The sequence below is a fragment of the Pseudooceanicola profundi genome (genome assembly GCF_050897955.1).
Lineage (GTDB): Bacteria > Pseudomonadota > Alphaproteobacteria > Rhodobacterales > Rhodobacteraceae > Pseudooceanicola.
Genome location: NZ_JBPAXZ010000004.1, coordinates 102317 through 125481 on the forward strand (window position 1 = coordinate 102317; position 23165 = coordinate 125481).

28 protein-coding genes are annotated in these 23165 nt (G+C 60.9%); 14 read left to right on the plus strand and 14 right to left on the minus strand.

Translation table 11 applies throughout. The annotated features are described in order from the left end of the window. Positions 1–51: 51 nt before the first annotated feature. From ACRARG_RS19135 to ACRARG_RS19160, 6 genes are all read right to left on the minus strand, one after another. Positions 52–411 carry a hypothetical protein gene (locus tag ACRARG_RS19135; protein ID WP_089851992.1) on the minus strand — a complete coding sequence of 120 codons (360 nt, stop codon included), beginning with the start codon at positions 409–411 and terminating at the stop codon, positions 52–54. Between the two features lie 221 nt (positions 412–632). Then, positions 633–995 (minus strand): SpoIIAA family protein, encoded by a 363-nt coding sequence (locus ACRARG_RS19140; protein WP_089851990.1) that lies wholly within the window; start codon positions 993–995, stop codon positions 633–635. Next, positions 967–1932 (minus strand): cation diffusion facilitator family transporter, encoded by a 966-nt coding sequence (locus ACRARG_RS19145; protein ID WP_089851988.1) that lies wholly within the window; start codon positions 1930–1932, stop codon positions 967–969. Before ACRARG_RS19145 ends, ACRARG_RS19140 begins: the two co-directional genes overlap by 29 nt. Continuing rightward, a complete protein-coding gene (locus ACRARG_RS19150) occupies positions 1922–2677 on the minus strand; it encodes a transglutaminase-like domain-containing protein (RefSeq protein ID WP_066010342.1) in 756 nt (251 codons plus the stop codon). Before ACRARG_RS19150 ends, ACRARG_RS19145 begins: the two co-directional genes overlap by 11 nt. 95 nt (positions 2678–2772) lie before the next feature. After that, positions 2773–3351, minus strand: coding sequence for a cation efflux transmembrane domain-containing protein (locus ACRARG_RS19155; protein ID WP_037941752.1), 579 nt, complete (start codon positions 3349–3351; stop codon positions 2773–2775). Between the two features lie 103 nt (positions 3352–3454). Beyond that, on the minus strand, positions 3455–3883 hold the full coding sequence (locus ACRARG_RS19160; protein ID WP_037954972.1) for a MerR family transcriptional regulator: 429 nt from the start codon (positions 3881–3883) through the stop codon (positions 3455–3457). Between the two features lie 171 nt (positions 3884–4054). On the opposite strand from ACRARG_RS19160, the gene ACRARG_RS19165 reads away from it, so the two are divergent. The 13 genes from ACRARG_RS19165 to ACRARG_RS19225 are packed head-to-tail and all read left to right on the plus strand — an operon-like array spanning position 4055 to position 14667. Beyond that, on the plus strand, positions 4055–4657 hold the full coding sequence (locus tag ACRARG_RS19165; RefSeq protein WP_242656845.1) for an SCO family protein: 603 nt from the start codon (positions 4055–4057) through the stop codon (positions 4655–4657). A gap of 5 nt (positions 4658–4662) precedes the next feature. Further along, positions 4663–5085, plus strand: coding sequence for a disulfide bond formation protein B (locus tag ACRARG_RS19170; protein ID WP_089851986.1), 423 nt, complete (start codon positions 4663–4665; stop codon positions 5083–5085). Continuing rightward, the gene (locus tag ACRARG_RS19175; RefSeq protein ID WP_432691750.1) at positions 5082–5741 is read left to right on the plus strand and encodes a DsbA family protein; all 660 of its coding nucleotides are present in this window, start codon (positions 5082–5084) and stop codon (positions 5739–5741) included. Before ACRARG_RS19170 ends, ACRARG_RS19175 begins: the two co-directional genes overlap by 4 nt. 23 nt (positions 5742–5764) lie before the next feature. Further along, on the plus strand, positions 5765–6232 hold the full coding sequence (locus ACRARG_RS19180) for a copper chaperone PCu(A)C (RefSeq protein WP_089851983.1): 468 nt from the start codon (positions 5765–5767) through the stop codon (positions 6230–6232). After that, entirely contained in the window at positions 6232–6858 is a 627-nt protein-coding gene (locus ACRARG_RS19185) for an SCO family protein (RefSeq protein ID WP_089851981.1), read from the plus strand. Before ACRARG_RS19180 ends, ACRARG_RS19185 begins: the two co-directional genes overlap by 1 nt. After that, complete coding sequence (locus tag ACRARG_RS19190) at positions 6855–8228, plus strand: M23 family metallopeptidase (RefSeq protein WP_089851979.1); 1374 nt, start codon at positions 6855–6857, stop codon at positions 8226–8228. Before ACRARG_RS19185 ends, ACRARG_RS19190 begins: the two co-directional genes overlap by 4 nt. 3 nt (positions 8229–8231) lie before the next feature. Then, complete coding sequence (locus ACRARG_RS19195) at positions 8232–8687, plus strand: DUF411 domain-containing protein (protein ID WP_089851977.1); 456 nt, start codon at positions 8232–8234, stop codon at positions 8685–8687. A 12-nt stretch (positions 8688–8699) separates the two neighbouring features. Further along, entirely contained in the window at positions 8700–9482 is a 783-nt protein-coding gene (locus ACRARG_RS19200; RefSeq protein WP_432691751.1) for a ZIP family metal transporter, read from the plus strand. A 28-nt stretch (positions 9483–9510) separates the two neighbouring features. Then, positions 9511–9969, plus strand: coding sequence for a signal peptidase II (lspA, locus tag ACRARG_RS19205; protein ID WP_089851973.1), 459 nt, complete (start codon positions 9511–9513; stop codon positions 9967–9969). Beyond that, positions 9936–11549 (plus strand): apolipoprotein N-acyltransferase, encoded by a 1614-nt coding sequence (gene lnt / locus ACRARG_RS19210; protein WP_089851970.1) that lies wholly within the window; start codon positions 9936–9938, stop codon positions 11547–11549. Before lspA ends, lnt begins: the two co-directional genes overlap by 34 nt. Continuing rightward, positions 11540–11707: a hypothetical protein gene (locus ACRARG_RS19215; protein WP_009503847.1), complete on the plus strand. Its 168-nt coding sequence runs from the start codon at positions 11540–11542 to the stop codon at positions 11705–11707. Before lnt ends, ACRARG_RS19215 begins: the two co-directional genes overlap by 10 nt. Before the next feature lie 60 nt (positions 11708–11767). Further along, positions 11768–13669: a penicillin acylase family protein gene (locus ACRARG_RS19220; RefSeq protein WP_321172467.1), complete on the plus strand. Its 1902-nt coding sequence runs from the start codon at positions 11768–11770 to the stop codon at positions 13667–13669. Continuing rightward, positions 13666–14667: a cytochrome c oxidase assembly protein gene (locus ACRARG_RS19225; protein ID WP_066010418.1), complete on the plus strand. Its 1002-nt coding sequence runs from the start codon at positions 13666–13668 to the stop codon at positions 14665–14667. The genes ACRARG_RS19220 and ACRARG_RS19225 overlap by 4 nt, the downstream gene beginning before the upstream one ends. Positions 14668–14886: 219 nt before the next feature. On the opposite strand, the gene ACRARG_RS19230 is transcribed toward ACRARG_RS19225, so the two are convergent. The 3 genes from ACRARG_RS19230 to ACRARG_RS19240 form a co-directional block, all read right to left on the minus strand. After that, complete coding sequence (locus ACRARG_RS19230) at positions 14887–15399, minus strand: L,D-transpeptidase family protein (protein WP_035367119.1); 513 nt, start codon at positions 15397–15399, stop codon at positions 14887–14889. 182 nt (positions 15400–15581) lie between these two features. After that, positions 15582–15869, minus strand: a complete 288-nt coding sequence (locus tag ACRARG_RS19235) for a TFIIB-type zinc ribbon-containing protein (RefSeq protein ID WP_009503851.1) — start codon at positions 15867–15869, stop codon at positions 15582–15584. Positions 15870–15903: 34 nt separating this feature from the next. Continuing rightward, positions 15904–18258 carry a heavy metal translocating P-type ATPase gene (locus ACRARG_RS19240; RefSeq protein WP_089851968.1) on the minus strand — a complete coding sequence of 785 codons (2355 nt, stop codon included), beginning with the start codon at positions 18256–18258 and terminating at the stop codon, positions 15904–15906. Positions 18259–18440: 182 nt separating this feature from the next. Here ACRARG_RS19240 and ACRARG_RS19245 point away from each other — a divergent pair, with 182 nt between their 5' ends. Then, entirely contained in the window at positions 18441–18725 is a 285-nt protein-coding gene (locus tag ACRARG_RS19245) for a hypothetical protein (protein WP_028095377.1), read from the plus strand. 47 nt (positions 18726–18772) lie between these two features. On the opposite strand, the gene ACRARG_RS19250 is transcribed toward ACRARG_RS19245, so the two are convergent. From ACRARG_RS19250 to ACRARG_RS19270, 5 genes are all read right to left on the minus strand, one after another. Beyond that, positions 18773–19435, minus strand: coding sequence for a L,D-transpeptidase (locus ACRARG_RS19250; protein WP_009503854.1), 663 nt, complete (start codon positions 19433–19435; stop codon positions 18773–18775). Positions 19436–19726: 291 nt separating this feature from the next. Continuing rightward, positions 19727–20179 (minus strand): c-type cytochrome, encoded by a 453-nt coding sequence (locus ACRARG_RS19255; RefSeq protein WP_432691752.1) that lies wholly within the window; start codon positions 20177–20179, stop codon positions 19727–19729. A gap of 61 nt (positions 20180–20240) precedes the next feature. Next, on the minus strand, positions 20241–20735 hold the full coding sequence (locus ACRARG_RS19260; RefSeq protein WP_089851965.1) for a DUF411 domain-containing protein: 495 nt from the start codon (positions 20733–20735) through the stop codon (positions 20241–20243). After that, a complete protein-coding gene (locus ACRARG_RS19265; RefSeq protein WP_235958035.1) occupies positions 20735–21664 on the minus strand; it encodes a WD40/YVTN/BNR-like repeat-containing protein in 930 nt (309 codons plus the stop codon). Before ACRARG_RS19265 ends, ACRARG_RS19260 begins: the two co-directional genes overlap by 1 nt. Positions 21665–21681: 17 nt before the next feature. Then, positions 21682–23127 carry a multicopper oxidase family protein gene (locus ACRARG_RS19270; protein WP_089851963.1) on the minus strand — a complete coding sequence of 482 codons (1446 nt, stop codon included), beginning with the start codon at positions 23125–23127 and terminating at the stop codon, positions 21682–21684. Between the last annotated feature and the right edge of the window lie 38 nt (positions 23128–23165).

Sequence of the window (23165 nt, forward strand, 5' to 3'; positions counted from 1 at the left end):
GCCAGCTTCGGCCAAGGCAACAATCAGGCCTCGCAGCAGGCGAGGCCGGTTTCAGGTTCCGAGAGGCAGTTTGGGAGGGAATGGATCAAGCGACGGATTCGCGCCGAGTGGGATCAAAGGTTCGGCACCCCGGACGGCAGTACCAAACGGCATCGCGAGCCGCGCTGACGGCATCTTGGCAAGGAGGCCAGCCGTACCGCTGGAGCCGCAGGGAACAGGACACCCACCTTCACAGGCAGTACCGTCAGCAAATCCGGCGGGATAGCAACCATTGCAGAGGCCATCGGCGCTTTCGGCGGTTTCCATCTGCGCCATCGCCGTGTCCGACATATTGGCCGACGACACATCCGGCGCAGTCACGGCACCGAAGGTCAGCATGAGAATCAAAACAAGGCGAAAAACGCGGAACATGAACAATTCTTAGAACCTTCCAGTAAGGGGAGGTCAAGCGATATTCTGTAACTTGGACGTGATGCCCCTGTAGCCTCACGATCTTGAGGCGGATCTCATTTCACTCGAATCGCACATCGGCACACAGTACCCGGTTAACGTCGCTACGTAGTAGGGCCGGATCCGCCAGAAGCATTATTCCATATTCAATTCAGTTAGTCCTTTTCTTGCAGAATCGTTGGCTACCCGTCATGCGCCCACGCAATTGCGGACTCGGTATCGCTGGATTCGAACCACTGCATCTCGGAGCCCGTCAGTAGGTTGACCACCCGTGCGCCCCATTTCATCCATCTGCGTTCTCCGACAACCGCTATGCGACGGAAATCGTTCACGTGGGCGGTGTCGATCTTCAGATCTTCCAGGATCGCCGAAGGCTCTTCGTAGCCCTCGAAACTTGTAAGGTCGAGAACCAGACCCGGATTATCGGTTGTTCCAAGACGTTCATGAAGCAGCGCGTGCATTTTCTTGAAGTCTGCCTCTGTCAACTTGCCTTCGCAGACGAGCCCGATGACATCATCATGCTCGGTCAGCGTTTCCTTGAACATTGGTCTTCTCCTTTTCACTTGCGTTGCCGTGACCGTAGAGATCGGCGTACTGATGAGCGCGATCCTCATGCTCAAATTCGAGACTGGAATGGCTGATGCCGAACTCTTCCTTCAGCCGCTTCTTGATCGCGCTCTTGATCTCTTCGATCTTCGACCAGCCCTCGGCTGCCACGACGACATGGCAGTCGAGCGCAGCCTCGTGCTCTTGCATTTGCCAGAGATGGACGTAGTGGACGTCGGCGACGCCTTCGACTTTCCGCATCGCTTCGACGACGGCCTCGTTGTCGATGTCCGGCGGGCTCCCGAGCATCAGGGTTCGGATTGGGCCGCCTATTTCAGTGAAAGACAGATACAGGATGTAGATCGCGATGCCGATGGTGATGGCAGGATCGACCCAACGCATGTCGTAAAGGATGATCAGCGACCCACCGACGATAACCGCGACCGAAGCAAGCGCGTCCGACAGGTTATGCAGGAAAAGCGCGCGGATGTTCACGCTGCCCTTCTGCATCGAATAGGTCAGCATTGCGGTCAGCGTGTCGACCACAAGCGCAATTCCACCGAGAATGACGACGGTCCACCCCATGACTTCGGGTGGATCAATCATGCGCATGCCACCTTCGTAGATCAGATAGAAGCCGATCACGATGAGGGTGGTGTAGTTGATCAGGGCCGCCACGATCTCGACCCGGCCATAGCCGAAGGTCATGCGTTCATCGGCCGGGCGGCGCGCGATCTTGCGTGCGGCGAAGGCAATGACAAGCGAGGCCATATCGGAAAAGTTGTGCAGCGCATCGGCGATCAGTGCCAGACTACCCGAGAATATGCCCCCGACGATCTGCGCAACGGTAAGAAGCCCGTTCGCCCAGATGGCGATGGCAACCCGCCGGTCCCCAGAATTCGGATCGATAGGCGCGTGCCCGTGGTCATGTGGCATTGGCAGGCTCCGCGTGCGCGTGTGTCGCGCGTCGGTCAGTCTTCAGGCGGCCGCTGCGGAAACCACGTACGCGCGCATTCATCCAGTGGCGTATTATATGACGGTAAAGGGCGCCACGCAGCCATCCAAAGGATTGCTCATGGGACAAATAGAAGGCGTCCGGCGTATCGTACACGCCAAAATCTTGCACAATGCCGGTTTTCTGAATGTAGGTATCTTCTCCGTTCCAGGCGACGGGAGGCGCGCCAAGGCAATCCGTGCCCGCGCCATAACCGCAGAGACTTTCTGTGTTCGAGAATGACGTTTGCAGGACATCGAGGAAAGCGTCATCCAGGATGAAGCCTTCAAGGTTGATCCAGGCACCTTGAAATTCGATCTCGACCCATGAGTGGAGAATTTCCTGCGGAGCAAGCGGATACACCAGCTCAGGGACAACACCGCGCTGCAAGCCTTTGTGGATCGTGAAGCCATGCAACCGGCAACGAATGCCAACACCACGCAGCAGCGCCATCAAGAGCGTGCCTTTGGTATTGCACTGCCCGTAGCCGTCGGAAAGCACTTCGGATGCGGGGATGTCGTCAGCTCGATTGTATCCGAACGCGATTTCATTCCGAACGAAATCATAGGCAGCTCCGACCCGATCGTATTCGGATAAGCCGCGCCAGCTGCGGTTCTCAATTAGATGCGCAAGAGGCGCGGCATCAAAATCCAGTAGTTTGGTGGGTACAAGTAGGGGGTCGGTCATCTGCAACGGGTCGCTCCTCGAATCGTCTTGGAACAAGACTAATTGCTATAGTCACTGTAGCTTCAATCCTTTCTTTCAGAAAGAATCTCCCGCAATTATTTGCCCGTATGAACTGCTTTGTGGTGTTCGCCGTGTGCGTCGCGCAGAATGTCGATACCTCCCCAGGCCGCGATCCCGGCGACAATCACGCCGACGACGAGGTCCGGCCAGTTGGTTCCCAGCCAGGCGACGAGGCCGCCAGCCACGACGATTCCGAGGTTCGCGGCGAAATCGTTGTAACTGAAGGTGTTGGCCGCGCGGATGTTGACGTCCGGATCTTTGAGCTTAGCGAGCAGCCAGACGCAGACTGCGTTGATGGCCGCCGCAATCAGGGCCATGGCGATCATGATCGTCCCGAGCGGATCTGACCCGCCGATGTAGCGGCGCCACGCATCGTAGAGGATGCCTGCAGCGAACAGGATCAGCAGCCCACCGGAAACGTTCGCCGCCCCGCGTTTCCATTTGTCGGATCGGGACAAAGCGAAAAGGCTGATCGCGTAGACGAAGCTGTCGGAGAGGTTATCGAGCCCGTTGGCGATCAGAGCACTTGAATCGCCGAAGGCGCCTGTTGCGAAAAACGCCACGGCCAAACCGATATTGAGCGCCAGAACGATCCAAAGCGTCCGTCTCTCCATTGAATCTTGTCTAGCGGCCATTTTGTGGTTCCAGCTTGTGTTGTGCAACACATTAACTTCTGCGGCTGATCTGCGTTCCAGCCGGAATGTTGGCTGAATTCCTTCAGACCCCGATTTCCTCGTGCTCGGTCAAGCATTCCGAATGGTCCCGCAACACCTCAAGCACCTTGCAATCTCCCGTCCGCCCGCCGCTGCATTCGTGAACCATGCGTTTCAGTTCCGTGCGCAGCGCCTTCAGGCGCGCCATGCGCTGCTCCACCTGTTTGAGCTGGCGACGCGCGATGGCATCGGCCTCGTGGCAGGGCCGGTTGGGATGGTCGCTGAGGTCGAGCAGCTCGCGGATCGCATCGAGCGAGAAACCGAGTTGCCGCGAGTGGCGGATGAAGGACAGTCGATCGAGCTGTGCATTGTCGTAGCGCCTCTGTCCGCCTTCGGTCCTGCCAGGTTCGGGCATGAGTCCGATCTGTTCGTAGTACCGGATGGTCTGCACTTTTGTGCCAGTCTTCTTTGACAGAGTACCGATCGTGAGCATTTTCGCCTCCATGAAAAAGATACAGTTTGTGTAGGTTTTGCCGTCGAAATAAACAAGTGTCGGATTCACAGACGCGTGAGTTGAAGCTATACCATGATTTCGCGCTTGAACCTCTAGCGGCTAGAGGATGTATCCGCACATGCAATAAGAATCAAAAACAGGCGAACAGGATTGTCCCTTACATCGGCACAGAAGTTTCTTTGGGTTTTGGCAGGCGTTGCAGCGCTTGCCTTCCTATGGCTTTTGCTATGGTCCGATTATCGTGCCGATAGCGCCCGAACTGACGCCGAGCCGCCTTTTTTCGCTCAGTTCGAACTGACGGACCACCAGGGTATGGTTCGAACCGAGGAGGACTTTGCGGGGCGCTGGATGCTGGTTTTTTTCGGCTTTACCAACTGCCCCGACGTTTGCCCAACGACCCTATCTGAGGTCGCGGCGGTGATGAAGGGTCTGGGCGACGATGCCGCCAAGGTCCAGCCGATTTTCATAACAATCGACCCTGAACGAGACACGCCCGCAGCACTCGCCGAATACGTCCCGCTGTTCGATTCGGGCATCATCGGGCTGACGGGCACGCCGGAACAGATCGCCGCCACGTCCGAGACGTTTCCAATCTTCTTTGAGCGCGTCGAAGAGGCCGCAGCGCGGGATGGGTACACCATGGGCCACACGTCGCATCTGTTCCTCTTCGATCCCGACGCGGGCTTCGCCGACTCGTGGCCCTACGGCACCTCCGCCGAAGAGATCCTCGCCGATCTGGAAAAGAGGATCTGACCGAAATGAACCGTATGTCCGGAGAAACAGCCCTCGGGCTGGCGTGGATCATCGCGCTCGTCGCCTCGCTTGCCGTGCTTTTCATCGGCGAGGTGCTGGGGCAGACGCCCTGTGTGCTGTGCTGGTTCCAGCGCGCCTTCATGTTCCCCTTGGCCATTGTCCTCGGGCTCGGCCTTTGGTGGCGGGACGGCCGCGTGGGGCGCTACGGCATCGCATTGGCGCTTGGCGGCGGCGCAATCGCCCTCTGGCACATGGGGCTGTACGTCGGTCTTGTTCCCGAACGCATCCAGCCCTGCTCGGCCACCGGCCCCTCTTGCACCGATGACAACCAACTGGTCTTCGGCATCCCGATCCCGCTGATGGCGCTCGCCGCCTTCGCGCTGATCGGGGCCCTGTCGGCCCTTTCATTGAAGGATACACGAACATGAACCGACGCGGCCTGATCCTGTCCGTTCTCGCCCTCGGCGTCGCCGGTTTCGGCGGAGCCACCTGGTTTGCAACCCGCCCCGGGCCGGTGGCCGAAGCGGAGCCTGTTGCGCCGGAACTCGCGGACGCGATGATCCGCCCCTACTCGCCCATCCTCGGGCCTGCGGAAGCGCCCGTCACGATCGTCGAATTCTTCGATCCGGCCTGCGAGGCCTGTCGCGCCTTTCATCCCATCGTGAAGGACATCATGGCCGAGCATGGGGATGCTGTCCGCGTCGTGATCCGCTACACGCCCTTCCACGGCGCGGCATCCGAGGAAGCGATCCGCGTGCTCGAGGCGGCGCGCATGCAGGACGTTTACGTGCCGGTGCTTGAGGCCGTTCTGCGGGAACAGCCGAGATGGGCGTCGCACGGTGCCCCGGCGCCTGGCCTGATCCTTCAGATCGCCGCCACGGCCGGGCTCGATGCAGACGCCGCGCGCACGCAAATGCTGGCACCGGATGTCGTAGCAATTCTGAACCAGGATCGTGCCGACGTCGAGATCGTGGGAATTCGCCAGACGCCCACATTCTTCGTGAACGGCACGCCGCTCGATCCATTCGGAGAGGCAGAACTGCGTCGCCTAGTGGCCGCCGAAGTCGCTGCCGCGCAAAGCTGAATGGAAAGGGCAGGATCAGAACTATGAAAAAGTATATTTTGACCAGCACACTGGCGGCGCTTTTGACCCTTGGAGGGCTCTCGGTGCCCGCGCTGGCCGGACCCGAGGATGTGGTCGTCGAGAACGCGTGGTCCCGCGCCTCCATCGGGATGAACCGTCCCGGGGCCGCTTACATGACGATCCGCAACACTGGCGACGAGCCAGTGACGCTGATCGGCCTTACAACACCGCTCGCGATGATGCCCGAAATCCACGAGACGAAGACAAATGCCGAAGGTGTGAGTTCCATGACTCCGGCGGGGGAGATCGCGATCGCCCCGGGCGAGAGCGTCGCGCTCGAATCGGGGGGCCTGCACGCAATGCTGATGCGGCTACAAGAACCGATGACGGAAGGGGACACCTTTCCGCTGACCCTGCTTTTCGACGACGGAGGCGAGGTGACGGTCGAGGTGCCGATCCTCGGCATCGCCGCGCGGGGGCCAGATGACTGATGCGGCGACGGGCGATCCTGGGGTATGGTGCGCCTGGTGTCGGGGCGGTCGCCCTGATGCTCTTCGTCGGTTGGTGGCAGGTCGATGGCCCCGGTGGACCTGAGCCTATCGGGCAGCGGCCAGTGGCTCTGACCGCGATGGATTTCCGTCTGACGGATCATGAGGGCAACGCGGTCGGGCCGGAAACCCTGATCGGGCGACCGACGATGGCGTTCTTCGGCTTCACCTACTGTCCCGATGTCTGCCCGACCACGCTCTCGGACATTTCGGGATGGCTCGACGATCTGGGAGACGAAGCCGACGAGATGAACGTGGTTTTCATCACGGTCGATCCCGAGCGCGACACTGTCGAAACGATGGCCGAATATGTCGGCTACTTCCATCCGGCGATTCGCGGCTGGACGGGGCCGGAGGAGCAGATAGCGCGCGTCGCGGACGGCTTCCACGCCACCTACGAAAGGGTGCCGACGGAGAGCGGCGATTACACGATGAACCACAGCGCGAGCGTCTTCCTGTTCGCAGCCTCTGGGCGGTTCGTCACCATGATCGACTATCACGAACCCAGAGAATTCGCGGTGCCGAAAATTCGCCGCGCGCTGGAAGAAGAAACGGAGGGGGCGACATGAGGCTCAGAACTATGGCGGCTTGTGTCGCAATTGCGGGGATGGTTTCGGGAGCGGCTATCGCCCTCTCTGATTTCATGTCGAAAGAACCCGTGCCGCCGGAACTTGCCTCGGCAGGTAAATGGATGCCCCAAGGTCCTGAAGCTCCCCAAAACGTTGACATCCTCGTGACGCTGCCCGCGACGGCATGGGCAGAAGATGCACCCGACCTCGGCCCCCTGCCCCTTCTGCAGGTCGCGTTTTCCGACAGGCCCGTGCAGGCGATCGAGCCACCCCTGTCGACATGGTCGCGCGACATTGCACCTGGCGAGACGCTCGATTTCTTGCTGTCTGAAGCTGGTCTTGCGGCACCTGACAGAGCCGAAGTTGCCCTCGCGCTTGGCGCGGAATACGATCTGCGACGGCTGCGGCCGGGGCACTCGGTCACTGTTGCTTCGACCGTGGACGGCAGCCCCCGCACCGTCTCACTCGCCGTCGAGGACGGAGTGCGGATCGAGGTGGTTTTCGGCGAGCAGTTGTCTGCGCAGGTCGTGGCTCCGGATCCGGAGATCGTAACCCTTGCCGGCGAAGCCGTGATCGACAGCTCGATCTTCGCGGCACTCGACGAAGCCGGCATACCCGCCCGTTTTTCCGTGGACCTTGCGCAGATGCTGGGTGGGACCGTGGATTTCCGCCGCGAGATGGCCGGCGGCGAAACACTAAGGCTTCTCTGGCGCGAGGCGCGGGTCGGCGAGGACAGGATCGGACAGCCCGATCTCGCCTTCGCCGCACTGGAGATCGGCGGTTCGCTTTACGAGATCGTATGGCCAGACGACGGCAGCGGTCAGGCGACGATCTACGTCGATGGCGAGGTGCTGCGCGTCTTCGCACAGCCGGTCGAGGGTGCGCGCCTCAGCTCGGTGTTCGGACGCCGCACGCATCCGGTCTTTGGCAACGTCCGGATGCACTCCGGCGTCGATTTCGCAGCGGCACGTGGGACACCGGTTCAATCGACGGCACCGGGGCGGGTCAGTTTCATCGGCTGGCGAGGCGGCTATGGTCGAGTGGTCGAAATCGCCCACGGCTCCGACACCATGACGCGCTATGCGCATCTGAGCGCCGTGCCGGATGGCCTGGCACAAGGCCAACGCGTTGCGGCGGGAGATGTGATCGGCCGCGTCGGCGCGACTGGCACGGCGACAGGTCCGAACCTACACTACGAAGTCCTCGTGGATGGGCGCCCGACTGACCCCCTCTCTGACGACCGGCTCGCCGAAGCAGCCGAGAGCGAAGCAGATGATACCGCCGCGCTCTCGCGTCTGGCCGAGGCGCGCGCGCTTCTGAATCAAAACCTCGGCAGCGAGATTGCCGAAACGACAACCGAAAGGCTCTGACCCATGAAACGCATGACCCAAGCTCTGGCAATCACCCTCGCCCTGTTACCAGCGGCCCAGGTCCTCGCAGAGGCAACGGCGATCGAGGTCCGCAAGACGAACGGTTGCGGCTGTTGCCTGTCTTGGATGAACCATCTCGAAGAAAACGGGTTTGCGCCGACGGGCGAGAACATGTTCGGTGGGTCGCTGGTTCGCTTCAAGCTCGACAACGGCGTGCCGCAGCGCATGGTCTCCTGCCACACCGCGCTCATTGATGGCTACGTGATCGAAGGCCATGTCCCGGCCGCTGACATCCGCCGCATTCTCGAGGAGCGCCCGGACGCCGTCGGCCTCGCCGTTCCGGGGATGCCCTATGGCTCGCCCGGCATGGGGCCAGAAGACGACCGCGAGGCCTATGATGTCTTCCTCATCCGCAAGGACGGGTCGACGGAAGTCTTTTCGAGCTACGCCGAAGGATAATCTGGCCCGCCCATGGAAAATCTGTCTCCGATAATGCTCGGCTTTCTCGGAAGTCTCGCTGCCGGTTCGCTCACGGCAGTCGGAGCAGCTCCCGTGCTGTTTGGGCGCATCCCGTCCCGGGCCACGCGCGATCTGTCGCTCGGCTTCGCTGCCGGTGTCATGCTGTCAGCCTCGTTCTTTTCGCTGATCATCCCGGCATTGGATGCGGCAGAGCCAATGTTCGAGAACGGCGCGATGCCTGCGGCCATCGTCTGCGTCTCGATCCTTCTGGGCATGGGGGCTGTCGCCCTGATGAACGAAAAGCTGCCGCACGAGCACTTCAAGACAGGACGCGAAGGGCCCGAAGCGGCGTCTTTGCGGCGGGTCTGGCTGTTCATCATCGCGATCACGATCCACAACTTCCCCGAAGGCCTTGCGGTTGGGGTCGGCTTCGGATCCGGAGGTATGGAGGGCGGTCTGCCGCTTGCTGTCGGAATCGGGCTTCAGAATGCGCCCGAAGGATTGGCCGTCGCTGTATCTCTGCTGGGCGAGGGATATCCGAAGCTGCGCGCCTGGGGCATCGCGGCGCTGACGGGCATGGTCGAGCCGATTGGCGGCCTGCTCGGGGCCGGGATCATCACACTGTCGGAACCGCTGCTTCCATGGGGTCTGGCCTTTGCCGCGGGAGCGATGCTCTACGTCATCAGCCACGAAATCATCCCCGAAACCCATCGCAGCGGCCATCAGAACAGGGCGACGCTCGGTCTCGCAGTCGGGCTCGTTCTGATGCTGTTTCTCGATGTCTGGTTGGGATGAGGCAATGTCACTAAACAAGGTATCTCCGGTGATCGGCGTCTTCGCGGCGCTTGCTGCGTTCGCGATTGATCAGATCGCCAAAGCCATTGTTGTTGCGAATGCCGCCACTTTAAGCGCCGGGATTTCCGTGTTTCCGGGATTCAACCTCGTCTTTTATCGTAATGACGGCGTGACTTTCGGGATGCTGGGCGGCGCTCCGTGGTGGAGCCTCATCGCTCTCGCTCTTGCCATCTGTGTTTGGCTGGGGGTTATGCTGTTTCGCGCCGAAAATGCGGTCGAAACACTTGCCTATGGCGCGATCATTGGCGGAGCCTTGGGCAATGTTATCGATCGTGTGCGGTATCGGGCTGTAACAGACTTTCTCGATTTCTACATTGGCACAACACATTGGCCTGCCTTCAACATGGCCGATATACTTGTTGTAAGTGGCGTGGGGCTCTTGCTCGCCGCGCCATGGATCAGCGCGCGGCGTTCGATCAAGTCGTGAAACCGAAAATTCTGAACCGCATCGCTCTGCGCCACCGTTTGCTTTCGCGGATGACGCTTGGTTTCGCCGCCGGGGCGCTGACCGTTCTGACTTTCCCGCCTTTCTCGCTTCTCCTGCTCGTTCCCGTTGCCTATTCCGCGTTCTTTGTCGGTCTTTGCGATCTCTCTCTAGGGCGTGCTTTCCTCGTCGGCTGGGCGTTTGGTCTTGGCCAGTTCGGTTTCGGGATTTCGTGGATTGCAGAGAGTTTCTACGTCGAGGCCGAGCGGTTCGGGGCGATGGCGATCCCGGCTGTCGCGGGATTGTCCGCAGGTCTCGCAATTTTCCCAGCCATTGCCGCAGCGCTCTTCGCCGAAATCGCGCGGCGCGGAGCCCTGGGTAGTCTCCTCGCCTGCCTCCTGTTCACGACCTCCTGGACCGCGACCGAGTGGTTGCGTGGTCACGTTCTGACAGGGTTTCCCTGGAACCTCGCCGGCTACGCACTTGCCGACTACGCCGCCCTTCGCCAGACCGCCGCCTGGGTCGGAAGCTATGGGTTAAGCTTTCTCAGCGTGTTCGTCGCGGCACTTCCCGGCGCGGCTGTCATGACGTCCGGGCGGCAACGATTGACCGTTTCGCTCATGGCGCTGGCCGGCATCGCGACGATGTGGGCTGTCGGTACGCTTCGCCTCCAGTCGGATGCACAACAGCCACCCGGTGTCGACCTGCGCATCGTCCAGGGCAACATTCCACAAGAGGAGAAATGGGCGCCCGAGAACCGCGAGGCGACCTTCGCGCGCTATGTTGAGCTTTCAACCCAGCCCGGCGATTTCGACGTACTTCTTTGGCCGGAAACCGCCTTTCCGGGTTTCCTCGATGAGGATACGGAGGCGCGGGATCGCATTGCCGCAGCGCTACCAGACGGCAGCATGCTGCTCACCGGGGTGCCGGACCGTGTACCGAGCGAGGATGGCACCCGATATTTCAACACGGTCCAGGCTTTTGGCGAGACCGGCAGAATCCTGACCGGATACGCGAAACACCATCTCGTACCCTTCGGCGAATATGTGCCATTCCGTGGCTGGTTGCCCATCGAGCGACTCACGGCGGGTCTGGGCGATTTTACGCCCGGACCGGGCCCGCGAACGCTTGCGCTTCCGGGTGTGCCCCTGGTCGCCGTGGCGATCTGCTATGAGATCATCTTCCCAAGCCATGTGGTCGACGACCTGTTCAGGCCGGACTGGATTTTCAACGCGACAAACGACGCCTGGTTCGGCACCAGCATCGGACCCGAGCAGCATCTGGCTTCCGCACGGATGCGCGCCGTAGAGGAAGGCCTTCCTGTCATCCGAGCCGCGAATACGGGCATCTCCGCGGTCATCGACGCGAACGGTGACCTCGTCGCGCGGCTCGGCAACGGAGAAACCGGTGTAATAGATGCGGCTCTGCCCTCTGCTCATCCGTCAACGCTATATGCGCGCTTCGGCGACTGGGCGCTGCTGGCTCTCATCTTCACTACTTGGGCCGTGGGACTGGCTGCAGGTCTGGTCGGCACACACCGGTGCAACAAGAGAACACGAACGGAGAAAAAGTCATGCTGGTAATCGCGGGCATTGTCGCGGGTGCGATCTGGGGTGGATATCTGGCGCGACGCCGAAAAGGAAACCGGCTGGATATCCTCCAGTATGCGGCGAGTTCGGCGATCGCCTTCGGTCTTCTCACCTATTTCGTTTCGGTGGTCCTCTTGCGCATCTTTGCATGAGAAGGGTTTCGAAACGGCACCGACGTGAGACGTCTTTTCAACATATTACTGTACGGGTTCTTGGCGATCTGTATCACGGCATCGGTTGGTTCCGGGTTGGTCTATTTTCTGCTGAGCGCATCCGTTCCCGACTACAACGAGGACTTCTCGGTAGCAGGCTTAGGTGGACCGGTCGATATTCTGCGAGATGCCTCGGCAATCCCGCACATTACCGCGAGTTCCGCCGCGGATGTCTATTTCGCGATCGGCTTCGTTCATGCGCAAGACCGACTCGGTCAGCTGTTAAGGGCAAGGCGAATGGCCGAAGCTTCTTGGCCATCCGATGAGACATTGTCCGTTGCGCCAGCGGTCTCAGACGCGCTCGAATCCTATGCGGCCGGCGTCAATGCGTGGCTCGAGCTGGTGTCGGCGGGAGGGCGCGGCAGAGGCTCGCCGGAACTGTTGATCGCAGACGAACGGTCGATCGATGCCTGGACACCTGGCGATAGCCTGAGGATTGCCCGGTCTTTTCTGAATGGCCTGCGACCGGAAAGCGCACGGAAAGGAACGCCGAGCTTATCAAGTGCAATTATACCGTCGGATCGACCAAAAGTGCTCGAACTATTTGCGACTGATCCGCAGCAGCGCCTCGATGCATGGGCGATAGACGGTGACCGAACCGCTGCCGGGACACCAATTCTCGCCGCCGATATCAGCGGTTCCCTGTCGCTGCCCTCGGAATGGTATCTCGCCGATCTTCAGTTTTCGACAGGGCCGGCCATAGGGGCCACGATGCCGGGCGTACCTTTCGTTATTGTCGGTCGCAATACGCGCGTCGCCTGGGCCTTCCGGTCATTTCCCGTGCCAGACGAGGAGGCACCAAGGGGGCCGTCACCCGTGCAGGCGGCAGGTTTCCTGACGATGCTGGAGCTGTTCACGCGTTCGGCCGACGCGACCGATGCCATCGGAGTTGCCGCAGACATGTTGCCGAAAGGCATGGAGGCATTGGCCATTGACCGAGAGACCGTTGCCCGATGGCCAAAAGAGGAAGCCGTACGAGCGTTGTCATTTCGCGACATTCGACTGGCGGAGCTTGAAGCGCGGCAATCGATCTTCTCGACTGAAGGCGCCATCGGTGTTCAAAGGGACACCGTAAGTACCGTGGCGCGAACCCTGCTGCCCCTGATGGCGAAGGAGCTTTGGTTCGTGCAGTCCAGAGACAGCATCGAAGGCACCGATGCGAACGACCTTCGTCGTGAACTACTGGACAGGCTTGCGTCGTGGAATGGCGACATGGATCGCTATTCACCGGAACCTCTGCTGTTCTGGACTTGGCTCCGGGCTTTGCAGCAGCGCATTTTGAAAGACGAATTTCCGGCAGCGCAGCAACTCTGGACCCGTCCGAACCCGAACTTTCTTTATGCGGTACTCAGCGATCGTCGCGGTAGCGCAATCTGGTGCGACATCCGCCTATCCTCACCTCGCGAGACATGCGAGGAGCAGGTTCGCGTGGCCCTGGATGATGCCCTTGGCTGGCTGGTCGATCGATATGGGCGCGATCCCTCGACGTGGACCTGGGGGGAGGAGCATAGATTGGACATGCAGTGGTCGCCGATCAGTTCACGTGGGTTGCTGACCGACCTGCTGTCCCTTCAAGCGCCGATTTCAGGCGATCCGTTTACGCAATTCTTGACATCATTTGGTGTTGAAGAAGACCGTCCATTCCTTGTGAGTGCCGGAAGCAATTTTCAGGCGGTCATGTCGATATCGGAAGCAGCGGGATCATACTACATCACGCCCGCCGGACAGTCGGGACATCCGCTATCTCGATTCTACGACAATCTCTTTCCCTCGTGGATACAAGGCGAATACCTCGCCATGTCGACCGATCTGTCACTGGCCCGTGGCGGCGCTTCCGGGATCTCGCGGCTCACACCGGCTACCTCCGACAACCCTCGGATGAGCGAGGGCCAGAGCGAATGATCACAAACTTCTTCTTTCTTTACGACCCTTTCGGCTATGTGCTGTCACCGGTGTCGCTCATTGTTGTCGGTCTTACAGTATGGCTGTTTTTGCGTGGGCTCAAAATACACGCTCGCTGTCTCGGAAGGGTTTCTGGTTGGCGTCGAACCGCCTTCTTTGTCGGCCTCGCGGCCGTCCTCGTCGCGACGAATGGGCCGCTCGCGCCATTGGGGCACAGTCTGTTTTCGGTACATCAGGTCGAGCATCTTCTTCTGCGACTGGTAGGACCGCTTCTTATCGCGGTTTCTCAGCCCTGGCTTGGCCTTCAAGCCGGATTGAAAAGGGAATGGCGCCGACGCCTTGCCGCGATTGGGCGTGCGCGTATCCCGCGATTCTTGGCGTTTCCTGCATCTGCCACCTCCTTGTTGATTGGTGCGCTTTTCGTCTGGCAGATCCCGATGATCTACGCCCTTACACAACGTATTGCGGCGATGGAAGCGCTGGCACATCTGTCTATGGTGCTTGCTGGGCTTTGGTACTTTGCTATGCTGTTCGATCTGCGTGATCCGCCTGAAGGAGCGCGGCGCGGCGCTCGGCTGATGTCAGGGTTCGTGGTGATCGTTTCCAACATCTTTCTGGGCTCCCTGACAACGCTCAAGGAGGTGCCCCTCTATGGATCAGAAATCATCGCAGCGAGCGGTGGTCGACTTCGCGCCCTGGCTGACGAGACAATCGGTGGCTACGTAATCTGGGTCCCGTCGTCGATGGTTCTCATCGCGGCAATCATTCTGGTGCTGAACGGCTGGAACGCGGCGGAGGAACGGCGCTGGACGTCCCGCTACGACCTGATGCGCCAATCGAATGCGGCGGCGCTCGAGTTTCCGGAAACCGCGGAGGAACTGCGTCTGAAAGTAGAGAAGCCGAACCGGGACATGGGCCGTACGCTCGCCCTTGGCGCATTCTCCATGTTCATGGTTGTCATGATTACCGTCGTGACCATCGTCTATGCCCTCGGATAGATTGAATTCGACATGAGACCAGACGCATTCTTCTCCGCTAGGGCCAGCCTGTTTCGCCACTGCCACGGCTGGACACATATTGTAGTGTCCTTACGCGTACCGGGTGCTTGCGCTGGCCCCCGGCGGCGAGCGTCACTTTAGCCGTGATCGCCATCGAAGTGATCAACGTGGCCCTGTACCGACGATTTTCCTGATCTGACGGAAGATCATCTCCTCCCATCAGGCGTAGATGTCGATCGGTGTTCCGTCTTTCACCATTGCATAGATGTCCTCGATTTGCCGATCTGTGACCGCGATGCAGCCAGCTGTCCAGTCGCGGACATCCGTTGGGTCGATCCCTGGGCGTGGACCACCATGGATGAAGATGTCGCCGCCGGGGGAAAGGCCCTGCGCTTCAGCGAAGGCTATGTCGGCCTCATTCGGATAGGAGATGCCAACCGAAAGATGATACGTACTGTCGGGGTTGCGCTTATCGACTACGTAAGCGCCCTCAGGGGTCCGGCCGTCTCCCTCGAATTGCTTGTGACCCTCAGGAGCGAAACCCAGCCCGACCGGATAGGTTTGCAATACGCGATCGGCTCCGTCCAGAACAAGCAAACGCTGCCCCTTGTAAAGCCGAACACGGGTCACCTCGGGTCCGCCATAGCTGCGGAACTTGCTGGCACAGCCAGACAAAAACGCTGCCAACCCGCCCAACAGGACGGCGCGGCGGGGAAATCGGATGGTTTTCACTGCTCGATGCCTCTTTCGTGAGGTCTGATATGGACATTACGTTACCTTGCAAATGCTGCGTGATCAATGTCCGTGGGCAAGCGCGGCCTTTGCGATCTCTGGACCAACCTGCTCACCGCTGAATGCCTTGAGGGCCTACCGCAGCGCCTTAAGGGCGACCGGCAGGGAGGCCACGGCAAGCCTTAATCGAACAACTCGTGAAGCCAGGATTTGCGCCGATAGCCGTGCTTGCCGTCGCCGCCGCCGTGCTTTCCGCGCCGGTAGCCGCGATCATCGTCGTAGCCGCGCGGCTCAGGCACCCGCTGAGGCGCCACATCGGGTGCCGAACGCTCGATGATCTTGTCCAGTTCGCCCCGGTCGAGCCAGACACCCCGGCAATCGGGACAGAAGTCGATTTCGATCCCCTGGCGGTCGGTCATGCTCAAGGGCACCTCGCAAACCGGACACATCATCCTGCCCTTCACGCTCATGTCTCGTCTCGGCTCCTTTCCGGGTTCTCCCAGTTCAATGACCATGTGCCAGCGCCCCTTTGGCCAAGCCTTCGCCAACCTGTTCACCGCCGGACGGCGGCGCCTTGGCCTCTTGGCTGTTAAGCAGGCGCAGGGCGTTGGCCACCACCAGCAATGACACTCCTACGTCGGCTGCAATAGCGCCCCACATCGATGCCAGTCCGAACGCGGTAGCGACAACGAAAACGCCCTTGGTCGCCAAGGAAATACCGATGTTCTGATGGATAATCGACATTGTCCGGCGCGAATGACCGATCAGCCAAGGCACCTTGCCGAGGTCGTCGGTCATCAGGGCAATATCCGCCGTCTCGATTGCCGCGTCCGAACCAACAGCGCCCATCGCGATGGCGTAATGCGCGCGCGCCATGGCGGGGGCGTCGTTCACCCCGTCGCCGATCATGGCCACCATGTCATGCGTTTCGACCAGTTCTTCGATGGCTGTCACCTTGTCTTCGGGCAAAAGCTCGGCACGGACCTCGTCGATGCCGACCTCGGCTGCAACGGCGCGCGCTGTCCGCTCGTTGTCGCCCGTCAACATGACGATGGTCTTCACGCCTTGCGCGTGGAGCTGTGCCACGATGCCCTTGGCGTCGGGGCGGATACGGTCGCGCAATTCCAGGATGCCGGTCACGCCGGTGTCGTCGCCCACGGCAACAAGGGTGCTGCCAGCCCCTTCGATGCGGTCGCGCAGATCCTTCGGAATGGCGTCGCCGAAACCCTTCTCCTCGGCAAACCGGTCGGACCCTAGCCAGATCGACCGGCCGTCTGTGCGTCCTTCAAGTCCCCTACCGGGAACGGTTCGGGTGTCTTCCGCGGCGGACACATTGATGCCGTCGGCTTCTGCCCGCGCGAGAATGGCACGCGCCAAGGGATGCGAGGAACGTGCCTCCAGCCCAGCGGCGAGGGTCATCAGATCTTGCGCCGATGCTTTGCCCAGCGGATGCACCGCCGCCACCTCGGGCTCGCCCATGGTGATCGTGCCGGTCTTGTCCATGGCCAATGCAGTGGTCTTGCCCGGTGCCTCAACATATGCACCGCCCTTGATCAGCACCCCCGCCCGCGCAGAGGCGGTGAGTGCAGCGACGATGGAGACCGGTGTCGAGATGACCAGAGCACACGGGCAGGCGATCACCAGCAGCACGAGTGCATTGTAGAACCAATAATCCCAGGCCCCACCGAAAATGAGCGGCGGCAACAGGGCAATTGCGATGGCGAGAGCCATGACGATAGGCGTGTAGATGCGGGCAAATTTCGCCACCCACTGCTCCACCGGCGCGCGGCGGGCATGGGCGTCGCCGACCATGCGGATAATCTTGGCCAACACGGTGTCCGAGGCGGCCTTCGTGGCGCGCACCGTCAGTGTGCCTTCGCCGTTGATCGTACCGGCATAGACATCGTCGCCCCGTTCCTTTGGGACCAGCGCACTCTCTCCGGTGATTGGCGCCTGATCGACGGCCCCTGCCCCATCGACAACCTCACCATCCAATGGGATGCGGTCTCCGCCGCGCACGACGAAACGTGCGTTGATAGCAACCGCGGAAGCCGGTACGTCCGCTTCCGAACCGTCATCATAAAGAATTCTTGCCGTCGGCGGCGCCAGGTCCAGCAGAGCTGAAACCGCATTCCTCGCACGCCCGACGCTCCAGCTTTCGAGGAAAAGCGAGAGCGAGAAGAAGAACGCAACCGTCGCCGCCTCGAAAAATTCGCCGAGGCCAATTGCACCCGCGACTGCGACTACCATGAGCAGGTTCATGTCGGGCGACAGCCGCCGTGCGGACGACCATGCCTTGGGCGCCACGAGCCAAACACCGAACAGGATCGCAACCGCGAATAGCCCTGCCTCGACCAGTGGCATCGGCGCTTCGCCGTGCCCTGCGAAGAGGCCGAGTGCCCCCCCCATGCCGGTCTCGATGATGTGCCACAGAAATCCCGCGGCCCAGAAGCCGCCACTGAGCGCCGTAAACAGCCGCTGGCGTGCAAGATGGGCCGCCTGGTCGACCGACGCGTTTTCGGCATCCCAGGGCTTGGCGGTCATGCCGGTGCTTGCGACCAGCTCTGCAACTTCGCCGTCCGATACACTCTTGGCGCTGTCGAGAATAGTCATCCGTCCATTGATGATGTCGAACGCGAGATGCTCGGCCCCGCCGATCTTCGGGCCGACCACCTTGTTCAGGATTGCTACCTCCTCGGCGCAATCGAGGCCGGACACCTGAAAACTGCGCCCGCCCGCTGGCGCGGGCGTCGTCGGAACGATGTCGCCGCACGTTCCGGCGCTCCCGCAGCAGCTGCCGCCGCTTGTCTGGGCATCTTCGGCGTGATCGTGGTCGTGACGATGGGTGTCGGACGGCATGAATGGACCTCTGGATACGGGTGCTTTACCATGACATAGCCCCTACAGTAGCTAGAGCTTCAAGAGCAGAATACGGTGGTATTTCAGTTTGTTTTATTGCTAGAGGATGCGGCGACCGGCTCCATCACGCCTTGAGGCATGAACAGCCGCTGCAAAGAAAAACAGTCACGAAAGGAAGCTTGATGCGGGTTTTGATGCTGAAGCAAAAAATGATGGTTGCAGTGGTGCTGTCGCTTACGGCCGGATGCGCAGTCCAGCCGACTGGGCCAGGCGACGCGGCAGACCAGCGGGGCAACGTTCCCGAAGCCGTGATTGCAATGGCTGCCCCGGATCAGGATGTTGCAACCGCGCGCTTGGTGCCCGAGGACGGGTGCTACTGGTACGAACACAGCGGCCCCGTTGAAACGACCTTGCTGCCGCTGCGCACGGCGAACGGCAACCCTATCTGCGTCGCGCGGGAAGTGTGACGACGACCCGCACGTCACATCAATGCGCTGAGAGCTATTTACCTCATTCAACTTCTCGCGGTAACGCTGTCCTCAGCCGAATAAAGATGTGCTGTCGATCCGATCTCGACGTTCGGATAAAGCTCGTTGATGTGTGCCATAACCATCCGCACGCAACCCGAACTCGCACGACCGCCGATGCTTCTCGGATAGGGTGTGCCGTGTATCCGAAGATAGGTGTCGCGATCACCGACATAGAGATAGAGCGCCCGCGATCCCAAGGCGTTTTGAGGCCCGGGTTCCATTCCGTCGGCCCATCTTGCGTTTTCGGGATCCCGCTCGATCATATTCTGTGTCGGCGTCCAGTGCGGCCACCTGACCTTGCGCTTGATGTTATAAACACCTGGCTCGTAGAGGTTGCCCCGCGCGATCGCCACGCCGTAGCGCATCGCGGTTCCACCCTCCTCAATGTGGTAGAGATACCGCGCGACCGCATCGACATGGATGTCTCCCGGCACGAGGCCGTCCTTCGCGTCCACACGCTGAGGCAAGAAACGTGGGTGTAGTCCCCAAGGGTTTGACGTGGCCGGATCGAAGCCGGGCGGGCTGACTTGCGCGTCCCATTCAGCCTTCTGCGCCTCGGTGGGCCAGCTATCGGCAAACACAGGGTTGGCCACAGTCGCCGAAAAGAGCGCTGTTGTCGTTTGAATGAAGTGTCGTCTTGTCAGCATGTCGTACCCTTTCGGTTCCCACCGGCGATCAATGGCAAGAACGATATACATTCTCGTCGACTAGATAGGACTTCTAGTGGCTAGAGGTTCAAGGGCAAATTTTCGTGAACGCATGCACGCGACCCTGGTAGCACATGCTTGCCTTGCGGTCGGGTTAACGGCCAACCAGGTCAGGTCCGAATTAGCGTGGTAAAGCGGGAGTCGGGGGGCGGAATAGGACAGATTTGCCGAATTGGTCCCCCGGTGGATCGGCTTTGGTCGAAAGATACTATCCTGACACCCTGTCGATCTTCACCCGCCCGTGTCATTGGCCGAAACTTCGGCTTGGAACTCACGTTGTCGCTCAGGCCAGGTGCTCTTGATGTAGACGAGGATAGCCGCGATCTCTGCGTCTGTCAGATCCTCTCCGAAGGCCGGCATGTCGCTCTCGTATCCCGGCACGACGGCCCCGACCCCGCCTTTAGTGATCTGAAAAAGCATGCGGTCTGAATGGTGCCAGGTGTGGCCTGTGTCATCATGCGGCGGGGCCGGCATTCTTCCGGTGTCAAGACGACGACGCCAATCGGGCTGGCCTTCGAGGTTCGCACCATGGCAACTGGCGCAGTTGTCCGCATAAAGCCGTTGCCCTGCCGTGACCTCGGCTGCAAGCACGGGCTCTCCCAAAAACGTCAGTCCCTCGACACGCGGGTCCACCGGTTCCGATTGGGCCAGCACCACGAGGCCGGTGGCCGCGAGCGTGGACACTAGGGCAGCGAGGTGCACTGACCGCCTGACCGTACCCTTCGCCAGTCGGTTCTTTGGCCCCTTATTCATCGGCATAGATTGAGATTCCTTCCGGGCCAAAGGCGTAGGTCCTTAGCGTGCCTGACTTGACCGCAGCCATCCCGGGTGCATTCGCGGGCATTCCCGGCAAGGTGATACCCGTTATCGCCGGACGGGTTTCCAGCAGCCGCTCGATGATGTCGACGGGGACGAGACCGCTGACATAGTAGCCGTCGATCTCGGCCAAGTGGCAGCCGATGCCCTGGGCGGGCACACCGACTTCGACCGAGCGTTTGTCGAAGTCGCGGTCATCCACACGCGTTACGGTAAAGCCGTGTTCTTCGAGATAATCCCCATAGGCATCACAGCAGCCGCAGCCCGGATCGCGCCAGATGGTGATCTGCCTTTCGCTGCCCGCCAGACCGGGTGCCACATCGTCTGTCGCTTGCGCCCAGGCCGATGTGGTCAGGCCCACCATTCCGACAATGCCGCTGCCAATCAGACCAAGCGCGTTTCTTCTCTGCACCCTATTTTCCATCATCGTTCTCCAGTTTCGATCCAGGTTGCGCCGCCGTCACGGCTGATTTTCAAGATGCCGCCCAACAGGGCAGCGATGTAGGTCTCGTTTCTTGAATGAACCGCAACAGTGGTCGCAGCTTTGCTGGCCCGCTTTTGCCAGATGACTCCGCCGTCCTGCGATGCCCAGAGGCCCGAAGGCAGCGCGGCATACATCACTTCCGGCGCCGAGGGGGCGCTGGCCAGCGACAGGATCGGTTCACCGCCTGGCAATGGCGCTTCGGACGGTGGGGCTTCACCCGCAACCAATGAGTCCATCGCGTTGCCTGGCCGCACGTCCTGCCAGCGACAAAAGCAATCGGGCACCCGCGCAAGGCCAACCTCGGTGCCCGCATAGATCCAGATACCGCCCATGCCGGTCTCAAGCTCGACCGAAGCCAGAGCAAGAGGATCGCGCTCTGCGTCGTCGAGCCAAGGGCGGTCCATGGCGAGCGACCAGGTTGCACCGGCGTCCTCGCTCTTCCACAACCCGTCGCCGCGAACCGAGGCATAGATCATGTCCGGGTTCCGCGAGGCGATGGCAACGGCATTGATCTCTCCGTCAGGCAGCCCAGCGTCGCTGACGCGCCACGAAGCGCCCCCATCTTCGGAAATGCTGACACCGCCCTTGGCCAACCCTGCGACCACACGGCCGGGCCGGTCGCGATGGGTCGCCAGCGACAGCACGTTCCCCGGTGTTTCTGTCGCGGTCCAAGTCCGGCCGCCATTATCACTGACGAACAGCCCTCCTCTCGCCAGCAGGATGGTATCGCCATCAAAGGCAAGAGCCGCTGGATCACCATCGCTCGCCGCGAGTGCGAACCCCGGCAACATCGAAGCGACGCCGATACTGAGTGCCGCGGTGAGTACCTTGCGCCGGTTTGGCCGACATCCAATCTCAATCGACTTCAATCTGCATGCTCCTCTGCTCATGCGACGCGGATCACGCCCATCATCCCGGCCGCCTGGTGCTCGAGGATGTGGCAATGGAACATCCAGTCTCCGGGATTGTCGGCGACCAGGGCGATTTCCAGCTGCTCGCGCGGCGCGATCAGCACGGTATCTTGCCATTCGCGGAAATCGGTCGGCACCCCATCGCGGCTGATGACTCGAAAGGAGTGGCCGTGCAGGTGGATCGGATGGTCGAAGGCAGTGGCGTTCGTCATTTGGAGAATATGGCTCGCGTCGCGCTCCAATGTCAGGAAGGGGTCGAGCATGTGCCCTTCGGCGGCGACGCCATTGACGAACCACATGCCGCCGCCCACAACGCCACCCATCATTCCGCCCATCATGCTGCCTGACTGGCTCAGGCCCATCTGGCGCTCGACCATTGCTCCCATCATGCCCCCGGTGAACAGGATTTCGTGACGACGGGCCGCGTTCAGATCAGGTTCGACAAGCGGATTGGCTGGAAGGGCAATTTCCCATTCCGGCGGCGCGGCACGCAAGGGCGTGTCGTCAAAGACGACATCCAGCAGGTTGAATTCATTATCGCGATAGGCGCGGTCGACGATTGGAAGCGTGGTTCCCGGGTCGGCAGGGCAATCGAGCATTATGTCGGCACGCATCGCCGGGCCCAGAACCACGACACCGTCAGGCGCGGCGTGCGGGGTGATCGGCTGGCCGTCGAGCGCAATGATGCGCGCGGAAAGGTCGCCGAAGTCGAGCGCGAAGATGCGGGCGTTCGCGGCATTGATCAGCCGCAACCGGATACGTTCGCCTTGCCGCACCGCGAAGACATCGGGAACACGCCCATTTATCGTGACAGTATTGCCCAGACGGCCCGCATGGCTCATGTCCATGGCTGCGCCGAAGTCATCCGCGATCGATGCGTCCTGCGACAGCCGCCAATCGTCCAGCATCCAGGTGACATCGCGATCGACCCGCGGCGGGTTGGATTCGTCGATGATCAGCGGTCCGGCCAGCCCACGTCCGACCTGCTCGAAACTGCGCTGGTGCGGGTGATACCAGAACGTCCCGGCATCGATCGCGTCGAACTCGTAGGTGAAGGTTTCTCCGGGTGCGATCGGCTTCTGCGTCAGGTGTGGAACCCCGTCCATCGCGTTCGGCAGACGAAGTCCGTGCCAATGGACGGTGGTGTCCTCGTCCAGACCGTTTGTGACGGCGATGCGCAGCCGATCGCCTTGCCGAGCCCGCAACTCCGGGCCGGGAACCTGGCCATTGAAGCCCCAAACGGGGGTTGCGGGATAGGGTTCGGGGACCAACCTTGCCTGTCCCGGCGCGGGGCGCAGCGAGAAGCTGCGGATTTGCGGCTCGGCGCGCAGAGGCTTTCCGAAAGCCGTGGCGCCGATACCCGCCAAGGACGTTGCAAGAAAAGATCGGCGACTAAAACGGGAACTGATTTGGGAGGACATGGATGAACACTCTCTGATTTCACTTTACGCCGCCAAAG

Excerpts from the sequence above, each read along its gene's own strand:
- ACRARG_RS19155 (WP_037941752.1), bottom strand. The coding sequence starts at position 3,351 with ATGGAGAGACGGACGCTTTGGATCGTTCTGGCGCTCAATATCGGTTTG.
- ACRARG_RS19245 (WP_028095377.1), top strand. The coding sequence starts at position 18,441 with ATGCGGGTTTTGATGCTGAAGCAAAAAATGATGGTTGCAGTGGTGCTG.
- ACRARG_RS19140 (WP_089851990.1), bottom strand. The coding sequence starts at position 995 with ATGTTCAAGGAAACGCTGACCGAGCATGATGATGTCATCGGGCTCGTC.
- ACRARG_RS19250 (WP_009503854.1), bottom strand. The coding sequence starts at position 19,435 with ATGCTGACAAGACGACACTTCATTCAAACGACAACAGCGCTCTTTTCG.
- ACRARG_RS19190 (WP_089851979.1), top strand. The coding sequence starts at position 6,855 with ATGAGGCTCAGAACTATGGCGGCTTGTGTCGCAATTGCGGGGATGGTT.
- ACRARG_RS19235 (WP_009503851.1), bottom strand. The coding sequence starts at position 15,869 with ATGAGCGTGAAGGGCAGGATGATGTGTCCGGTTTGCGAGGTGCCCTTG.
- ACRARG_RS19170 (WP_089851986.1), top strand. The coding sequence starts at position 4,663 with ATGAACCGTATGTCCGGAGAAACAGCCCTCGGGCTGGCGTGGATCATC.
- ACRARG_RS19180 (WP_089851983.1), top strand. The coding sequence starts at position 5,765 with ATGAAAAAGTATATTTTGACCAGCACACTGGCGGCGCTTTTGACCCTT.
- ACRARG_RS19145 (WP_089851988.1), bottom strand. The coding sequence starts at position 1,932 with ATGCCACATGACCACGGGCACGCGCCTATCGATCCGAATTCTGGGGAC.
- ACRARG_RS19200 (WP_432691751.1), top strand. The coding sequence starts at position 8,700 with ATGGAAAATCTGTCTCCGATAATGCTCGGCTTTCTCGGAAGTCTCGCT.
- ACRARG_RS19150 (WP_066010342.1), bottom strand. The coding sequence starts at position 2,677 with ATGACCGACCCCCTACTTGTACCCACCAAACTACTGGATTTTGATGCC.
- ACRARG_RS19260 (WP_089851965.1), bottom strand. The coding sequence starts at position 20,735 with ATGGAAAATAGGGTGCAGAGAAGAAACGCGCTTGGTCTGATTGGCAGC.
- ACRARG_RS19270 (WP_089851963.1), bottom strand. The coding sequence starts at position 23,127 with ATGTCCTCCCAAATCAGTTCCCGTTTTAGTCGCCGATCTTTTCTTGCA.
- ACRARG_RS19240 (WP_089851968.1), bottom strand. The coding sequence starts at position 18,258 with ATGCCGTCCGACACCCATCGTCACGACCACGATCACGCCGAAGATGCC.
- ACRARG_RS19175 (WP_432691750.1), top strand. The coding sequence starts at position 5,082 with ATGAACCGACGCGGCCTGATCCTGTCCGTTCTCGCCCTCGGCGTCGCC.
- ACRARG_RS19225 (WP_066010418.1), top strand. The coding sequence starts at position 13,666 with ATGATCACAAACTTCTTCTTTCTTTACGACCCTTTCGGCTATGTGCTG.
- ACRARG_RS19135 (WP_089851992.1), bottom strand. The coding sequence starts at position 411 with ATGTTCCGCGTTTTTCGCCTTGTTTTGATTCTCATGCTGACCTTCGGT.
- lnt (WP_089851970.1), top strand. The coding sequence starts at position 9,936 with ATGGATCAGCGCGCGGCGTTCGATCAAGTCGTGAAACCGAAAATTCTG.
- ACRARG_RS19215 (WP_009503847.1), top strand. The coding sequence starts at position 11,540 with ATGCTGGTAATCGCGGGCATTGTCGCGGGTGCGATCTGGGGTGGATAT.
- ACRARG_RS19160 (WP_037954972.1), bottom strand. The coding sequence starts at position 3,883 with ATGCTCACGATCGGTACTCTGTCAAAGAAGACTGGCACAAAAGTGCAG.
- ACRARG_RS19185 (WP_089851981.1), top strand. The coding sequence starts at position 6,232 with ATGCGGCGACGGGCGATCCTGGGGTATGGTGCGCCTGGTGTCGGGGCG.
- ACRARG_RS19195 (WP_089851977.1), top strand. The coding sequence starts at position 8,232 with ATGAAACGCATGACCCAAGCTCTGGCAATCACCCTCGCCCTGTTACCA.